Source organism: Thermodesulfobacteriota bacterium, assembly GCA_039028315.1.
Lineage (GTDB): Bacteria > Desulfobacterota_D > UBA1144 > Nemesobacterales > UBA2774 > CR02bin9.
On record JBCCIH010000023.1, the window covers coordinates 1 to 16,111 of the forward strand.

A 16,111-nucleotide genomic window follows, 5' to 3' on the forward strand; every position below is an offset into this window, starting at 1 on the left:
AGAAAACTGGCAAACGCCAGCTCATCCATTCCTTCTGGTAAAGGAGCGATCGCTGAGAAAATCATCTTTGGATCGCCGCCTAAAACTACAGCTACTTCAAGATCCTTGCCGAGTTTCCCTGCTTCGTGGTAGTGCGCGGCTCCGCCCTTATGTGCGTGCCAATGCATACCAGTTGTTTTCTCATCAAAAACCTGCATTCGGTAAATGCCTAAATTACGTTTGTTATTAGTTGGATCTTGTGTAAGCACAAGACCTAAAGTCACAAAACGTCCACCGTCTAAGGGCCAGCATTTAATAATAGGAAGCTTATTTAAGTTTGGCTGCTCCTCAATTTCTTGGGAAAATCCCCACTTTGCTTTTTTCGTTCTCATTGAGAGAAGATCATATGCCTTAGGAAGAACAGAGAAAAAGGACTTAAGTGATGGGGGATTTAATTTATGAAAGAGCTCAACTAATTCTTCTCCTACATCCCTTGGTCTTCTGCCAAGAGCAAGTTCAACCCTTTCTTCAGTTCCAAAGAGATTAATGGCTAAAGGAAATGCTGCGCCTTTGACATTTTCGAATATAAGCGCCGGCCCGCCCTCTTTTACAGTGCGGTCTGCAATCTCAGCGATTTCTAAAATGGGATCAACTTCAGCCTTGACGTGTTTTACATCGCCGATTTTCTCTAAATAAGTGATAAATTCTCTGAGGTCATAAAACTGCTTTTTGGCCATGAACAAATACCTTTTAATTTTTGGAATAAATACAACAAGAAGTTGGATATTGTATTTGCAAAATTGTTATAAGAGAAATGAGGCTATTCGAGCTCGTCTTGCCTCCAGCCGTTTTCTGTTTCAACCCCTACTAAATTCAGTAGCTTGTCGACATACCCACCGATAATCTGATCTACTGAATCCGCACCCATGTAGTCTGTGGGACATATCGGAGCAATAATCACTCCCTCACGGGATAGCTTAAGTGCGTTCTCTAACGCAATCGAGCTAAGTGGGGTTTCTCTTACTGCAATTATTAATTTTCTTCTCTCTTTGAGTGCTACCTGCGCAATTCTTGTAATCAATGTATCAGCAATCCCGTTTGCAATTTTGGCAAGTGTCGAAACTGAACACGGGGCAATAACCATGGCATCAAAGTGATTGCTGCCAGATGAAAATGGAGCGCCTAAGTCATTATCACTATATATTTCATTAACCCACGGCTTAAGCTCTTGAATTTTAAGACCAAGCTCGTCATTTAGCACTCTTTTGCCCCATTTGCTTGCTATTACGTATTTATCCCCTGGGCATCTTCTAAGAAAATCAACCCCGTATGCAACTCCGGAAGCACCTGTTAGACCAACGATTGTTCTCATAACTATGGTAAGTATAGCCCAGCGAGCACAAAAAGGAAGACGGCAATGCCGACTAAAATGTTAATTCTAAAGAATGCTAGATCAACATTATCGGCTTTCCTGTGCTCTAGGTATAAAAGAGCCCCTATAACCACTAGTAATATGGCAGCCGCTATAGTCTTGAACATAAAGAAGTAAAGGAAAGCGAGAAAGAAAAATGCTGATTGATGTAAAGCGCTTGATACTGTTAATGCAATATCTCGTCCATAAATCGAGATCATTGAATATATCCCGTTTTTCCTATCGAACTCCTCGTCTAAAGTGGCGTATATAATATCGAATCCTGCCACCCAGCAAAGCGTAAAAAGCGAAATTGCAATAGCTGGCACAAGTTCGGCAAATGAACATGTAACTGCTATATAGCCCCCAAGCGGCGCCATAGCCAATCCCAGACCTACGCCTAGATGACAAAGAGGGGTAAAACGCTTCATTAGAGGGTATAAAATGAAAATCACAAGCGGGATTGGTGAAAGCAGAAATACTAGATTACAAATCAAATATGCGGAGACAAAGTAAAGAATAAGTCCTAGAACAGTAATTATGTAGGCTTTAGTAAGGCTGATTTTCCCCGATGGCAGCTCTCTATCCTGGGTTCTTGGATTATTTGCATCAATCTTGCGGTCTAAAATTCTATTGATGGCAAGAGCGGCTGTCCTAGCCCCAGTGCCTGCTAATATAATCAACACTAACAGTTTCCAGCTGGGAATCCCTTTAGCTGCTAGAAAAACCCCTGCAAATATTAGGGGTAAAGAAAAGAGCGTGTGCTCAAATTTTATAAAGTTTGAATACTGTTTTAATTTATCCATTGGGATTATTGGATTTTACCTGTAAATCGAACTATTTACTTTACTTTTACTTCTTGTTCTATAGAATTACCAACAATCTCAATTAGGGGATAAGAAATGTCTAGACCAGATCTAACCCAAAGAGTTTCCGAAGACCTAATAAAAGGAAATATTGAAGGTATTCGCGACGCACTTTCTAACATACACCCCTCAGAGATTGCCAGCATTATTCAGAATTTCGATCCCGATGACCACCCTAAAATTCTTGAAGCTCTTGATAACGAAACTGCCTCTGAAGTGATCTTAGAGCTGGATCCTGAGCAAAGAGAAGACATCCTTGAGGACTTTGATGCCGATAAGATCGCAGACTATGCGGATGAGATGGACTCTGATGATGCCGCAGACCTATTAGGAGAGCTTCCAGAGCAGACAGCGCAAACCGTGCTGGATAAAATGGATCCTGAAGAAGCAAAAGACGTAAAACCGCTTCTTAAATATCCCGAAGACACAGCTGGTGGTATTATGCAGACTGAGCTTGTAAAGGTCAGTCAAAATTCAACAGTAAGAGATACTATTAACTGGATTAGACTAATAGCCGATGAGGTTGAAGATTTTCTTATGATTTTTGTAACTGATGAACATGATAAATTAATCGGCGAAATTTCTCTTAGTAAACTTGTGCTTGCTACTCCTACTACAAAAGTAACAGCGATTATGCAGCCGGTAGAGGTTACTGTTACTCCCTACATAGACCAGGAAGAAGTGGCAAAAATATTTCAGAAATACGATATTCTATCCCTGCCTGTTATAGACAGTACAGGTGTACTGCTTGGAAGAATCACAGCTGACGACATTTTAGATGTAATCACAGAAGAGGCCTCTGAAGACATGCTCCAGCTTGCTGGTGTAGGAGATAGTCTTCACCCATTATTTACACCTACTGTAACCAGACTAAAACTTAGAACTCCTTGGCTCCTATTAACACTTGTGGGTGAGTTATTCATTGCATTTATTATTGTGAGTGCTTTTCAGCCTACACTTGAGAAAGTTGCAATTCTTGCAGCATTTATGCCGGCAATTATGGCAACCGGAGGTAATGTCGGGCTTCAGACAACCACTATCGTTATAAGAAGTATTGGTATGGGAACCATAAGTATTACTCAGATTTTTAAGGTAATTGTGTCTGAAGCAAAAGTCGGTCTAACTCTGGGAATCATATGCGGGCTGATCGCTGCTCTAATTGGAGCTCTAATTAGCTATAATCAACCCGAAGTTTTCAAATTGGCCACAGTTGTATTTATAGCTATGGTATCTGCAACATTTGCCACATCTTTTGTAGGAGTTGCAGCGCCACTCTTGCTGCACAAATTTCATTTTGATCCTGCCGCAGCATCAGGACCATTTCTAACTATGTTCAATGATATATTCGGCTCCGTGTTCTACCTATTTATAGCCATGCTGATTTTTTAAACCCTCAGGACCTTTATTAAATCTAGACATAAAGAATTACCATGAATGTAGTTTATAATTCTCAATATGAGAAAGATTCGTATTAGACCTCGCTATACTTTCACTACCAACCTTAGCAAATCGCAAGTACTGTCTAAATTAAGAGAGGGTCTTGATAATACTAATGCATTGAGAGGGAAATTTGTAAAACCTTTAGTTGTAATTTCACTAATTGAAGAAAATCAGCATTTTTGGTCACCGGAACTTAGTCTAGATTTAGAAGAGAAAAAAGGGGTTACAGAAATTAGGTGTACTCTAGGTCCACGCCCTAGCATTTGGACTATGTTTGCTACTTTCTACGGATTCTCTATCCTTGTGGGAGTTGCCGGACTGGTACTGGGCTTTTCTCAACTATCACTAGGAATGAACACTACTGGATTCTGGCTTGTTCCCGCATCTATTATACTAATTACTGTGGCTTATATTATTGCAATTATTGGTCAGAGGATGGCATATGATCAGATGCTTGAACTTAGGTCTTTTATAAAAGCAGTATTGAAGGACAATAATTAATACTATGGATTCTAGTGAAGCTTTATTACTTAGAAAAATACCTTACCGTGATTCTGACTATATTCTGAGTCTGTTTACAAAAGACCTGGGGAAAATAAGTGGAATTGCCAGGGGGGCTAAAAACAGCATGAAGCGCTTTGGAGCAAGACTTGAGCCTTTTGTGCATTTCAATCTAACCTTCAAAGACACTGGAAAAGATTTTAAAATCATCCAAGACACAGAGACAATAGAAGTATTTAGCAGATTCATAGAAGACATTGAGCTCTTCTCATTTGGCAACCTTATTTTAGAAACAACTGATGCATTAACTCCTAGAGAACTATCTAATCCTGAGATGTTTGAGTTGTTGATTGAGGCACTTTCAAGAATGAATTCAAAGGAAAATCCTCTAATAGTAGTTGTGCATTTTCAACTTCAAGCTCTTTCAATCTCAGGTTATGAACCTAATTTAAACTCGTGTGCAAAATGCGAAAAAGTAATAGATGGAGATTCCTATTTCAGTATTAAGGGAGGGGGCGCAGTTTGTTTTGATTGTGGAGGAGAGAAGAAAAAAGGCTTTATTTTTTCTAGAGATTTTCTAATTGATGAAGAATTAATGAATGCTAACCTTGAAAAAGTCCTAAAATACATAAAACTCTTTATAAAATTCACTGAGCACCATACGGAAAAAGAATTAAAGTCCGCCAAGTTTATAGAGGAGCTTAAATTATGATTATGATCCCTGGTTTTTTGGGAAATGCTGTTTCGTCAGGAGTTAAGAAGAAAGGCAAAAAAGACCTTTCATTAATTTATTCTGAAACTCCTGCAAAAGCAGCCGCTGTATTCACTACAAATATAGTCAAAGCGCCTCCTGTTCTGCTCGGCATGGAAAGAATTAAGAGCGGCGTTTGCCAAGCTGTACTTATAAATAGCGGCGTGGCCAATGCATTTACTGGAAAGCCTGGGCTTAAAGATTCAATTGCGACCTCTAAAGACGCAGCTAAAGAGCTTGGTATTGATGAGAGTCTTTTAATCCCTTCATCTACCGGAGTTATTGGCGGACGGCTTCCAAAAGATAAAATGAAAAAAGCACTTCCCTCGCTAATTAAAGGATTGAGGCCCGATGGATTTTTAGATGTGGCAGAGGGGATTATGACAACAGATGCGTTTCCCAAATATGCATCCAAAAAAGTAACTATTGGAAAAAAGAGGGGTACAATCGCAGTAATTGGAAAAGGCGCTGGGATGATTGCACCCAACATGGCAACTATGCTTGCCTACATACTTACTGATTTTAATGTTGGTAAAAGGGCTTTAAATAAAGCACTCAAAAATTGTGTTAACAACTCTTTTAACAAGATAATTGTGGACGGTGATACTTCGACAAATGATACAGTGCTGATGCTCGCAAACGGTGCTCTTGGCAATATAGCGATCAAAGAAAGCGGAGCAGAGTACCAAAAACTTGAAGCTGCCGTCACTGAAGTAGCAAGCGAAGTTGCCGAGATGATTGTTAAAGACGGAGAGGGAGCGACAAAGGTAGTTAAGATAATAGTTAAGGGCGCTCGGACTCAGAGCGACGCAGAAAAAATAGCACGGGTTATGGGAACTTCCTCACTTGTTAAAACCGCATTTTTTGGTGAAGACCCAAACTGGGGCAGGATTGTTGCTGCAGCCGGAAGGGCCGGAGTTAATTTTGATCCTGATAAAATAGATCTATATTTTGATAAAGAGAAGATTTTAAGCAATTCTAAAGAAGTGATCAATGAAAAAAAAGCTCAGAGGGTACTCAAAAAACCTAAGTTTGAAATTACGCTCAATATAAAGAGCGGTAAGGCAAGCTCATTTGTGATCGCGAGCGATTTAACATATGAGTACATAAAAATTAACGCTCACTATAGAACATAAACTATTTTGTATCCACTCCTACAAGTTCACTCAAGTTTGAGACGCCTTCTTTGTCTAAATACTCTATGATGCCCCTATTGATCTTGCCCGCTACTGCTGTACCCTCGCCTCTTATTGCAGTCACTAACTGAAGGGCCTTTGCACCGGCTTTGATTTTTTCAATTGCACTCTCGGCGCTGTTGACTGCTCCAACTCCCATGATATCCAACTTATCCCCTGCCTGTTTGTAGATGTGAGATATTATCTCTGTTGTAATTTTCCTGTAATCTTCATCATCCCCGCTCAGCCCTCCAGGGCTGTTTCTCCACTTCTCCCCATATTTGCCTTTAAGATCTGGACTAATTGTAGTATTGGATGCAATGATTCCTGATAGACCATAATCTATAGCAACCCCAAGCACATCATCAATGGCTTCATATGTGAGATCAGGAGCTATTTTTACAAATAACGGTTTTCTACCCCCGCACTCATCCATTACGTTTTGAACTGCTTGTATAAGAAGAATTGTATGATCCTTTTCCTGAAGCTTTCTTAATCCCGGAGTGTTTGGAGAGCTTATGTTTATTGCGAAATATGATGCGTACTCATACATTCTATTTGTGACAGCTGCATATGCTTTTGGGGCGTCTTCATGCGCTACGTCTTTATTGAGCCCAAGGCTTATGCCAATTGGCACGGGGCTATTTTTATACCTATCTAGATTCTTGGCAACGATATCCATACCAGGACTGTTAAAACCAAGCCAGTTAATAGCTGCCCCCGAGGAGACCATATAGAGCCTTGGCTTTGGGCTTCCGGGCTGACCGTATTCTAATACTGAGCCCACCTCTACAGAGGCAAATCCCAGGTGCCATAGTGCAAGTACAGCTCTTCCCTTTTTATCCCAACCCGCCCCTACTATTAGAGGGTTTTCTAGCTCCAATCCGCCCAAGCTGGTTTTTAACCTGGGGTCTTGTAATCTTTTGTGCTTATCTGAGAATAGTTCTAAGAGTTTTAAAGTAAGTGGAGAGTATTCTGCTAAATGAAGGGATTCACGAGCCAGGTCGTGAAAAGTTTCTGAGTCAAACTTATTTAATATAGGCCTTACGATCTGTTTATACATTGAACCTAAATAGTATTATATCACCATCTTTAACAATGTAATCCTTGCCTTCTGATCTCATCTTTCCCGCATCTTTAAGCGCTGCTTCTGATCCGGCCTCTAAAAAGTCATCATATGACGCCGTCTCTGCTCTAATGAAGCCTCTTTCAAAATCTGAATGAATGACTCCTGCCGCCTGAGGGGCCTTGGCATCTTTAGTCACAGTCCATGCCCTTACTTCTTTGGGTCCCTGAGTGAAGTAAGTTATTAGGCCTAGTTTTTCATAGGCTACTTTTATAAGCTTGTCCATACCCGAGTTCTCAATTCCAAGTTCCTCTAAAAACATTTTCTTCTCTTCATAGTCAAGCTCAGCAATTTCAGCCTCGATCTTAGCTGATAAGACAATCACCTCAGCGTCTTGAGTGCTCGCATATTCTCTTACTTTATTTACCTCTTCATTTCCTGAGGAATCAGCTAAGTCATCCTCTGATACATTGCATACATACATAACTGGTATATCAGTAAGCAAAAACATCTCTCTAATCACTTCAGCGGACTGATCATCTCTGGGAAAGTTAATTGCCTTATTTCCCTTCTCCAAGAATTCTTTTAGGCTTGATACAACCTCAAGCTTTGCCTTAGTTGTTTTATCTCCGCTTTTAGATTGCGAGATTAACCTTTCTTCTCTTTTTTCAACAGTTTCAAGGTCTTTTAAAAGGAGCTCGTCTTCAATAATATGAATGTCTCTAATGGCTCCCGTTGAGCCTTCGACGTGCATAACGTTGTCATCCACGAAACACCTAACGGTATGAAGAATAAGATCGACTTCCCTTATGCTGGCTAAAAATGCATTACCCCTGCCCTTTCCCTCTGATGCTCCTTTAACTAGACCCGCAATATCTACCATCTCTAAAAATGTGGGGGTAATCTTCTCAGGCTTAACAATATCTGCTAGCGTATGCAGCCTGTCATCTGCAATGGCTATGATCCCTACATTGTCATCAATTGTACAAAAGGGGAAATTCCCTACTTCTGCTCCTGCATTGGTTAGAGCGTTAAAGAGCGTGGACTTTCCCACATTAGGAAGCCCAACTATTCCGCATTTTAGTCCCATGGTATTTTATAAATCCTCTGAGTAATTGAATTTTATAGGTATGCAATTACAGGCTTATGCTACCTAAAGGCGTGTTTGAGTCAAGGTGGACTAAATGAGTTCTATAAGGCCCTAAGGACTAATCGTGATGCGGCTCTTTTCCAGACAGCATATCGTAGAACTTGCTATTGCCGTTTTGCCTCGTCATCTGATTCCATCTTTCCATTAGATAATACTTAGTTTCTTCAAACCTTCGTGATCTGTCTTCAAGATAGAGCTCAGTTTCCGCATCATCCATACTAGATACCCTGTTAACAAAAGATAAAGTGCAAGAATAGTAAAGAGGTATTAGAGCTTCGAGAAGTTTTTCATTATCAATCTCGTCATTGAAAATAGAGGCAAGAGCAAAGTCAAAAAGCACCCTCACCCATTCATCATCCTCATAGTGAAACTGTTCTATATCTGCTTCGCCCAGGCGGTTTATAACCTGAAGGTTAGACGGCATAAGCACCTGCTGCCATATCTCTCCATAATCCTCAAAACCTTGTATAAATGATTTGTGAAGAAGATCTGTATTTACTTTTACCTCTTCGCTAACCCCAGATTGACCTAGTCCAAAGCCGTAAATAACGCTTGGTCTTGATTCATCTATGTATTTCCATACATACTCAAAATTTTTCATCAACTTAAAGATTGTCCCGACAACCTGAGAGAACATTGGCCCCAGATCACTTGCGGGGTCTTTAGGCCTGTGAGTCTTTGTAGAGCCAAGGAATGCCTGACACACGTTAAAGTTTCTTGATATTGCAACGCTGGTCATCCAAATATCTATTCCAAAATTATAAATATCCTCGTCCCATGTCGGCTCAGAAAGCATACAGTTGGCAAGTCTTCCTGATATGGCAAAGTCGCCCGCTATGGGTTGGCGGATTCTTAAGCCAAATAGAGTTCTTAGCATTGGGTATGCAATGTTGTTTGTAATAGTTCCGTCAAATTTGTGTCTCATATAAATAGGCACAACAAAATCATATCCGTCAGTTAGAGGCTCCATAAAATACTTAATCCACCTTGGCGTTAAGCTCTTTAAATCTGCGTCTAATAGAATAATAGACTTTGCTCCTAGTCCTGTAGCTATCTCAAAAAGGTTACGGATGTTTCTACCTTTACCTCGTACTCCTTTTTCGGTTGAAGCGTAGATTTTTGGAACCTTGGTTGGTGTATTAAAAAAAGCATCCTTTGTACCATCCTCAGAGCAGTTATCGACATTTACGATCACTGAGGATTGATGTGGAAAATATATATTAAGCCCCTTACTTGCTTGCTCAACTGGAAAAAATATAGAATCAGCTTCATTGTAAGACGGTATGCCTACAACAATGTCTGCCGACTTTATTTTGGACGGATTTATAATTTCAGAAATCATTTTTTCTCCCCTATCTCCTTTAGCCAATAAGATTTGTATCAAATTTTGTTACTTAAACATATTGCAACTTTGATGCCACTTAGGAGATCTTCAGTGTTTATTAGTTATTACTAAAAAACGTGAAATATAAACTAGATTTTCAAAAAATCTATAGCTTAATTTATAAGCAATGAAAGCCGCATTATTAATCAATACTTAACAAAAATATGTTAGTTATATTAAGAATATCTTGATGGTTTGAGATATAATGATAAAAGTAAAAAAATCCAAAAACCTGGAGGGTTTAACCATGTCAAACATACGTTCATATTTTCTTTATACTGCAGCAATTTTTATTTTGATGTTTTCACTTAGTTTTATAAAGCCTCAGAACTCTCAGGCCCAAATGTCGCAAAATGCATATCTTCAAAAACTCTATGCAATTATGACTGAGCTTTCACAGGTCGGTGACAAAGTGAGTAAAACTGCAATTGGACTTCAATCTGCGCCTCAAGATAAGTGTGTTAATGAATTTGGTTTCTACCAAGAAATAGTAGGTTCTTTAATAAGCAGACTAAGCTCAACTGCTCCCCCTACAAAAATGAAGCCCCTACACATAAAATCAATGGAAGCTCTTAACGACTACTCAACAGGGTTAAATTTGTATGCTTCTGCATGTGTAGATGAAGACTACGCAATGAAAGGAAAACTTGTGAACAGCGCAACCGGCTATATCACAAAAGCAGATCAGCAGGTTGCAGAAGTAAATACCCTAATCGCAAGCCCGAGTCTAATCCCTGAATATGCGACAACCGTTGATTACATCGCTGAGTGGTGCGGCGCAAGATGGGCAAATAATACTGATATGCAAAATTACTGCATCAGAACTCAGACAGAGGCTAGAGCAGAGCTCGCAAATATGCTTCAAATGAATCCTAAAGGAACCCCGGGCAGCGCTGTAATCGGAGATTGCACTAAGACTTGGACAGACCCCTCTGGGTCATATAATTACAGAATGATAGTTTTCTGTGCTCAAAATAAGATCCCTCAATAAGAAATTAAAAAGGGCCTAGTAGCTAACTAGGCCCTTTTACATTTGTCATGAAAAAATTCTATGAACTCTAGTTTCTAAGTAGCTGCCCTTTAATAAGATACTTTTTCATATATATTGGAATTACTATTTATGAACAAAACAGTTAACTATAGGTCTATGGCAAAAGGCGAAGAAATAGAGGTGTGCAATCTTGTTGCTAGATCTTTTAATGAATTTATTGGCCCCGAGTTTTCAGAACAGGGGATTGAGGAATTCTTCGGATATGCAAATACCCGAGAATTTAAAAAACGACTTAAGTCAGACTACTTAGCTATGATTGCAGAAATAGATGGCAGCATTGCAGGGGTTATAGAGATTAAAGGCAACAGCCACATATCAATGCTCTATGTGGATAAGTCACATCACAGAAAAGGTATTGCAAAAAGCTTAGTCAAAAACGCGTTGTCCACATTAACAGCTGATGAAATTACTGTAAATTCCTCAAGATACGCGGTAGCCTTTTACGAGAGCTTAGGCTTTATACAGTTTGAAAATGAAAAAACAATCTATGGAGTTATTCACGTGCCCATGGTTGTCTCTACTTCTAAACTTAATGAGATGCTGACATGAAAACACCACTTAATAAAAAATCAACTGTCGATGAGATAAAAGAGCGATTTGATGACGATGTAGAACGCTTTTCAAACCTGGATACAGGACAGGCCGCAGTTGTGGATGCGCCGCTCATGCTTGAGCTTATCACCAAAGTTGCAGTAAGCATTCAACCAGAGGCCCAAAATCTATTGGACATAGGGGCGGGGGCGGGCAACAACACAATATCTATACTAAGAGAAAAACCAGGGATCAACTGTGATCTTGTTGATATAAGCCTTCCTATGCTTAATAGGGCGAAAGAGCGGATTGAAAAAGAGAACGCAGGAAATATAAAAATATTCCATGGGGACTTTAGAGAGCTCGCCCTGCCCCATTCTCATTATGACCTTATCATTGCAGCCGCAGTGCTTCACCATCTTCGTGATGATAAAGATTGGGAGCACGCATTTGAAAAATTCTTTATGCTGCTCAAACCTGGCGGTGCACTACTTATAAGCGATATGGTATATCATCACCATAATGCAATTCACAGTGTTATGTGGGATAGATATGCAGATCACCTAGAATCATTGGGCGGCACAGAATATAAGCAGCAGGTATTTGATTATATTGACAAAGAAGATTCACCAAGGAGCCTCACCTATCAGCTTGAGCTCATGGGAAAGGTCGGATTTAGCAAAGTGGAAGTGCTCCATAAAAATTCATGCTTTGCTGCATTTGTAGGTATAAAATAACTTGGGATATGTTATATTATTGGCAGTTTGATATTATAAATCGGGAGGCAGTAATGAGTGATCAACAAAGCGCAGGTGCTTTTCTTTTCGTTCTGGCAATAGTTATTTTTGCTATACTCTCTGTGTATCTAACATTTAGTTAGAATTTTCTCTGCAAAAAAACACGCTATTAGGTACAGCTTTTAATCTTCCATATATCTTTCGCGTATTCTGATATAGTGCGGTCGCTAGAGAATTTTCCAATGCGGGCGACATTTAAAATGGCCTTTTCCATCCATTTACTTTTATCGGTAAATTCAAGCTCAACTTTCTTTTGCGTAAGCAAATAAGATTCAAAATCTGCTAAGTGAAAATACACATCGCCATTGTGTACCAAAGATTCATAAATCCAATTAAACATCCCCGGCTCTTTTGCACAAAGTGCGTCAGATTTAAACGAGTCCATAACTCTCTTTATGTAATTATTATTTTCATACAAACTATATGGGTCGTAGGAGCCTTTTTGTATGAGCTCATTTATTTCCTCAGATTTAAGACCGAAGATAAATACGTTTTCAGCACCCACCTCTTCCATAATTTCTATGTTGGCTCCGTCTAAAGTGCCGATTGTAAGAGCGCCGTTTAGTGCAAATTTCATATTGCTGGTCCCAGAGGCTTCTTTACCTGCTGTAGATATATGCTGGCTGACATCTGCTGCCGGAATTATCTTTGCTGCAAGCGATACTTTATAATCTGGCAGGAACACAACTTTTATTTGGTCACCAACTCTTTTATCATTGTTTACAATGTCTGCTACATTGTTTATCAACTTTATAATGTTTTTAGCTGCCCAATATCCAGGCGCAGCTTTTCCAGCAAAGATATAAGTCTTAGGAACTTTAAGAGTAAGCCCGTCCTCTACTATGCTGTAGTACTGATGAATGATATGCATTACGTTTAAGAGCTGGCGCTTATATTCGTGGATTCGTTTTACGTGAATATCAAAAAGTGACTCGGCACTGACTTTTATATGAGTTTGATCAAAAATGTATTTGGCTAGATTCTCTTTATTACTATTTTTAATCTGCTCAAACTCATTTTTAAGGCTGTCATTTCCTATATGATCTTCAAGAGATTTCAATTTGTATAGATCTGTGATCCATCCATTGCCAATTGTCTTTGTAATTAGAGCAGAGAGGTCAGGATTTACATTTAAAAGCCATCTTCTCTGTGTAATACCATTGGTTTTGTTGTTAAACTTCTCTGGCATCATCTCATAAAAATCAGGGACAAGATCAGTTGTAATTAGTTTAGAATGAAGCTCTGCAACTCCGTTTACTGAGTGACTCCCCACAATAGAAAGGTTTGCCATCCTAACTTGCTTGTTGTGTCCTTCTTCTATGATTGACATCCTGCTCATACGATCCACATCATTAGGCCATTTGGCTGTAACTTTTTTTAGAAAACGCTCATTTATGTCATATATAATCTCAAGGTGTCTTGGAAGTATTCTCTCAAACACAGAAAGCGGCCAGCGTTCCATAGCCTCTGGCAAAAGAGTGTGATTTGTATAGCCGAAGGTTGAATGAGTGATATTCCATGCTTTATTCCATGATAAACCGTTCTCATCAACCAAAATTCTCATGAGCTCTACTATTGCAAGTGCTGGATGTGTGTCGTTAAGCTGAATTGCAACTTTTGAAGCAAATTTGCCAAAATTCTTATTTTGGTTGGCATATCTGCGTATAATATCTCGGATTGAGCATGATACTAAAAAATACTCCTGAATTACTCTTAGCTCTTTACCCTGCTCAACAGTATCAGAGGGATATAATACTTTTGATACTACTTCGGATGTTGTTTTTTGTTCAACAGCTTTCACATAATCGCCGCTGTTAAAAATGTTCATATCAAATTCGTTTGAGGCCCTAGCTGAATATAGTCTTAGGTAGTTAACAGTGTTTCCCCCAAATCCTACAACTGGCATATCGTAAGGAACGCCGTAGAGAAACTTCCAATCTTTCCAAAATGGCCTATAGTCTCCGTTTACATCCTTTTCAATCTCGACCCTTCCATAGAGAGGAACAATACAGACCTCATCAGCTTTTTCTATTAGCCAGGGTGACTCTTCCCTGAGCCAAAAATCCGGCTGTTCTACCTGAAAACCGTTTTCTATCTTCTGTTTAAATATTCCGAATTCATAGTTAATTCCGTATCCAAATCCTGGAAGCCCAAGGGTTGCTATTGAGTCTAAAAAGCATGCGGCAAGTCTTCCCAGTCCGCCGTTGCCAAGCGCAGCATCGGACTCCGTTTCTATAAGATCGGATAGTTCTATCCCTATCTTTTTAAGTGCATCTCTGCTTAAGTCAAAGACTCCTAGGTTTATTAAATTGTTTGATAAGGATCTGCCGATTAGATATTCCAAAGAGAGATAGTACATTCGCTTTACATCTTTATTTGCATACCTCTCCTCAGTTACAAACAGGCTATCAATCATCATTTCCCTGATAGCAAGCCCAAGGGCATAAAATATATCATCAGATGAAGCATCAGAGATTTTCTTACCCTTTGAATACTTTAAGTATTCAATAATTCTCTCACTTAAGTAGCTTGTCTCACGAGCAAAATTGATATTGGTCTTGAGCATTAATACATACCTCTTCTTATTTTATATGTGGGACAAATGCATTTTTAAACGGTGAGCAAGATAATACATAACAATATCTAATAATATTATCAATAGATATTATAACCCCATTAACCCTATGATTAGACTTTTAATATTACTGGGTATAATAGGTTGCACAACATCATAGAATAAAATTTTTCTTAATATCCGATGAAAAAGCTTGCAAATGTCATGAATCATTCAAATTTCATAACTGAATACGACATCTATTTATTTAAACAGGGTAATAATTTAAACCTATATAACAAGCTAGGCGCACACATTGTAGAGCTTGAAGGTGTTCAGGGTACTCATTTTGCACTTTGGGCACCCAATGCAGAATATGTATCGGTTATTGGAGATTTCAATGGCTGGAATGAAGAGTCACATCCACTAAACGTAAGGTGGGATGAGTCGGGTGTTTGGGAGGGATTTGTCCCAAATATAGGCGATGGAACAGTTTATAAATACAACATCGTTTCAAAAGAAAATAACTATAAAGTCTATAAGGGCGACCCTTATGCTTTTTATTGGGAGACCCCGCCAAAAACAGCTTCAGTTGTAAAGGATCTTAGTTACAATTGGGAAGATAAGAATTGGATTGATACCAGAGCAAAACGAAATTCGCTAAATTCTCCATTTTCAATTTATGAAGTACACATCGGATCTTGGAGAAGAGTGCCTGAGCAAGGAAACAGACCACTTACCTACAGAGAGCTTGCAGTTGAGCTTTCAGAGTATCTAAATGAAACAGGTTTTACGCATGTTGAATTTCTTCCTGTAATGGAACACCCATTTTATGGATCGTGGGGATATCAAACCACCGGGTACTTTGCTCCCACCAGCAGGTACGGCACTCCTCAGGACTTTATGTATTTGGTCGATTATCTGCACCAAAACGATATAGGAGTTATTCTTGACTGGGTCCCTTCTCATTTCCCGGGTGATGAGCACGGTCTTTATAATTTTGACGGCACTCATTTATACGAGCACGCTGACCCCCAAAAAGGATACCATCCTGATTGGGACAGCTACATATTCAATTATGGAAGAAATGAAGTTAAATCTTTTCTGATCAGTAGCGCTCAGTTTTGGTTTGATAAATATCATATAGATGGCATCAGGGTAGATGCAGTTGCTTCTATGCTCTATTTAGACTATAGCAGAAAAGATGGAGAGTGGATTCCTAATGAACATGGAGGAAACGAGAATTTAGAGGCGATCAATCTGATAAAGGAGCTTAATCAATCTATCTATATCTCTTATCCAGGAATCCAGACCATTGCAGAGGAGTCTACGGCATGGCCTATGGTTTCCAGACCGACAGACGCGGGTGGTCTAGGGTTTGGTATGAAGTGGAACATGGGCTGGATGAATGATACTTTAGAATATTTCAGCAAAGACCCGATTCATAGAAAATAT

15 protein-coding genes are annotated in these 16,111 nt (G+C 39.3%); 8 read left to right on the forward strand and 7 right to left on the reverse strand.

Going from position 1 to position 16,111, the window contains the following annotated elements; all coding sequences use genetic code 11:
- The 3 genes from AAF462_02755 to AAF462_02765 form a co-directional block, all read right to left on the reverse strand.
- Positions 1-716 (reverse strand): UbiD family decarboxylase domain-containing protein (locus AAF462_02755; GenBank protein ID MEM7008031.1); only part of this gene is annotated, 716 nt, incomplete at its 3' end.
- Positions 717-799: 83 nt separating this feature from the next.
- Positions 800-1,351, reverse strand: a complete 552-nt coding sequence (locus AAF462_02760) for a UbiX family flavin prenyltransferase (protein ID MEM7008032.1) — start codon at positions 1,349-1,351, stop codon at positions 800-802.
- 2 nt (positions 1,352-1,353) lie between these two features.
- Positions 1,354-2,196, reverse strand: coding sequence for a 4-hydroxybenzoate octaprenyltransferase (locus AAF462_02765; GenBank protein ID MEM7008033.1), 843 nt, complete (start codon positions 2,194-2,196; stop codon positions 1,354-1,356).
- 96 nt (positions 2,197-2,292) lie between these two features.
- On the opposite strand from AAF462_02765, the gene mgtE reads away from it, so the two are divergent.
- The 4 genes from mgtE (at position 2,293) to argJ (ending at position 6,084) form a co-directional block, all read left to right on the forward strand.
- Complete coding sequence (mgtE, locus tag AAF462_02770; protein MEM7008034.1) at positions 2,293-3,645, forward strand: magnesium transporter; 1,353 nt, start codon at positions 2,293-2,295, stop codon at positions 3,643-3,645.
- A gap of 66 nt (positions 3,646-3,711) precedes the next feature.
- Entirely contained in the window at positions 3,712-4,197 is a 486-nt protein-coding gene (locus AAF462_02775) for a hypothetical protein (protein ID MEM7008035.1), read from the forward strand.
- Between the two features lie 4 nt (positions 4,198-4,201).
- Positions 4,202-4,909 carry a DNA repair protein RecO gene (recO, locus tag AAF462_02780; GenBank protein MEM7008036.1) on the forward strand — a complete coding sequence of 236 codons (708 nt, stop codon included), beginning with the start codon at positions 4,202-4,204 and terminating at the stop codon, positions 4,907-4,909.
- Positions 4,906-6,084 carry a bifunctional glutamate N-acetyltransferase/amino-acid acetyltransferase ArgJ gene (gene argJ, locus AAF462_02785; protein MEM7008037.1) on the forward strand — a complete coding sequence of 393 codons (1,179 nt, stop codon included), beginning with the start codon at positions 4,906-4,908 and terminating at the stop codon, positions 6,082-6,084. The genes recO and argJ overlap by 4 nt, the downstream gene beginning before the upstream one ends.
- 1 nt (position 6,085) lies before the next feature.
- Here argJ and AAF462_02790 read toward each other — a convergent pair whose 3' ends face one another.
- From AAF462_02790 to AAF462_02800, 3 genes are all read right to left on the reverse strand, one after another.
- Positions 6,086-7,186 (reverse strand): quinone-dependent dihydroorotate dehydrogenase, encoded by a 1,101-nt coding sequence (locus AAF462_02790; protein ID MEM7008038.1) that lies wholly within the window; start codon positions 7,184-7,186, stop codon positions 6,086-6,088.
- A complete protein-coding gene (gene ychF / locus AAF462_02795; protein MEM7008039.1) occupies positions 7,179-8,279 on the reverse strand; it encodes a redox-regulated ATPase YchF in 1,101 nt (366 codons plus the stop codon). The genes AAF462_02790 and ychF overlap by 8 nt, the downstream gene beginning before the upstream one ends.
- Before the next feature lie 118 nt (positions 8,280-8,397).
- The gene (locus AAF462_02800; protein MEM7008040.1) at positions 8,398-9,681 is read right to left on the reverse strand and encodes a glycosyltransferase; all 1,284 of its coding nucleotides are present in this window, start codon (positions 9,679-9,681) and stop codon (positions 8,398-8,400) included.
- A gap of 289 nt (positions 9,682-9,970) precedes the next feature.
- Between AAF462_02800 and AAF462_02805 the strand changes: the two genes are divergently transcribed.
- The 3 genes from AAF462_02805 (at position 9,971) to AAF462_02815 (ending at position 12,042) form a co-directional block, all read left to right on the forward strand.
- Positions 9,971-10,714, forward strand: coding sequence for a hypothetical protein (locus AAF462_02805; protein ID MEM7008041.1), 744 nt, complete (start codon positions 9,971-9,973; stop codon positions 10,712-10,714).
- Positions 10,715-10,843: 129 nt separating this feature from the next.
- A complete protein-coding gene (locus tag AAF462_02810; GenBank protein MEM7008042.1) occupies positions 10,844-11,323 on the forward strand; it encodes a GNAT family N-acetyltransferase in 480 nt (159 codons plus the stop codon).
- On the forward strand, positions 11,320-12,042 hold the full coding sequence (locus AAF462_02815; GenBank protein MEM7008043.1) for a methyltransferase domain-containing protein: 723 nt from the start codon (positions 11,320-11,322) through the stop codon (positions 12,040-12,042). Before AAF462_02810 ends, AAF462_02815 begins: the two co-directional genes overlap by 4 nt.
- 169 nt (positions 12,043-12,211) lie before the next feature.
- On the opposite strand, the gene AAF462_02820 is transcribed toward AAF462_02815, so the two are convergent.
- Positions 12,212-14,668 carry a glycogen/starch/alpha-glucan phosphorylase gene (locus tag AAF462_02820; GenBank protein MEM7008044.1) on the reverse strand — a complete coding sequence of 819 codons (2,457 nt, stop codon included), beginning with the start codon at positions 14,666-14,668 and terminating at the stop codon, positions 12,212-12,214.
- A gap of 213 nt (positions 14,669-14,881) precedes the next feature.
- On the opposite strand from AAF462_02820, the gene glgB reads away from it, so the two are divergent.
- A partial coding sequence (gene glgB, locus AAF462_02825; protein MEM7008045.1) for a 1,4-alpha-glucan branching protein GlgB occupies positions 14,882-16,111 on the forward strand: 1,230 nt, incomplete at its 3' end.

Bases quoted from the DNA above. Each gene is read 5' to 3' on its own strand.
- AAF462_02800 (MEM7008040.1), bottom strand. From the start codon at position 9,681: ATGATTTCTGAAATTATAAATCCGTCCAAAATAAAGTCGGCAGACATT.
- recO (MEM7008036.1), top strand. From the start codon at position 4,202: ATGGATTCTAGTGAAGCTTTATTACTTAGAAAAATACCTTACCGTGAT.
- AAF462_02820 (MEM7008044.1), bottom strand. From the start codon at position 14,668: ATGCTCAAGACCAATATCAATTTTGCTCGTGAGACAAGCTACTTAAGT.
- AAF462_02810 (MEM7008042.1), top strand. From the start codon at position 10,844: ATGAACAAAACAGTTAACTATAGGTCTATGGCAAAAGGCGAAGAAATA.
- AAF462_02815 (MEM7008043.1), top strand. From the start codon at position 11,320: ATGAAAACACCACTTAATAAAAAATCAACTGTCGATGAGATAAAAGAG.
- argJ (MEM7008037.1), top strand. From the start codon at position 4,906: ATGATTATGATCCCTGGTTTTTTGGGAAATGCTGTTTCGTCAGGAGTT.
- AAF462_02760 (MEM7008032.1), bottom strand. From the start codon at position 1,351: ATGAGAACAATCGTTGGTCTAACAGGTGCTTCCGGAGTTGCATACGGG.
- AAF462_02775 (MEM7008035.1), top strand. From the start codon at position 3,712: ATGAGAAAGATTCGTATTAGACCTCGCTATACTTTCACTACCAACCTT.
- AAF462_02790 (MEM7008038.1), bottom strand. From the start codon at position 7,186: ATGTATAAACAGATCGTAAGGCCTATATTAAATAAGTTTGACTCAGAA.
- mgtE (MEM7008034.1), top strand. From the start codon at position 2,293: ATGTCTAGACCAGATCTAACCCAAAGAGTTTCCGAAGACCTAATAAAA.
- ychF (MEM7008039.1), bottom strand. From the start codon at position 8,279: ATGGGACTAAAATGCGGAATAGTTGGGCTTCCTAATGTGGGAAAGTCC.
- AAF462_02805 (MEM7008041.1), top strand. From the start codon at position 9,971: ATGTCAAACATACGTTCATATTTTCTTTATACTGCAGCAATTTTTATT.
- AAF462_02765 (MEM7008033.1), bottom strand. From the start codon at position 2,196: ATGGATAAATTAAAACAGTATTCAAACTTTATAAAATTTGAGCACACG.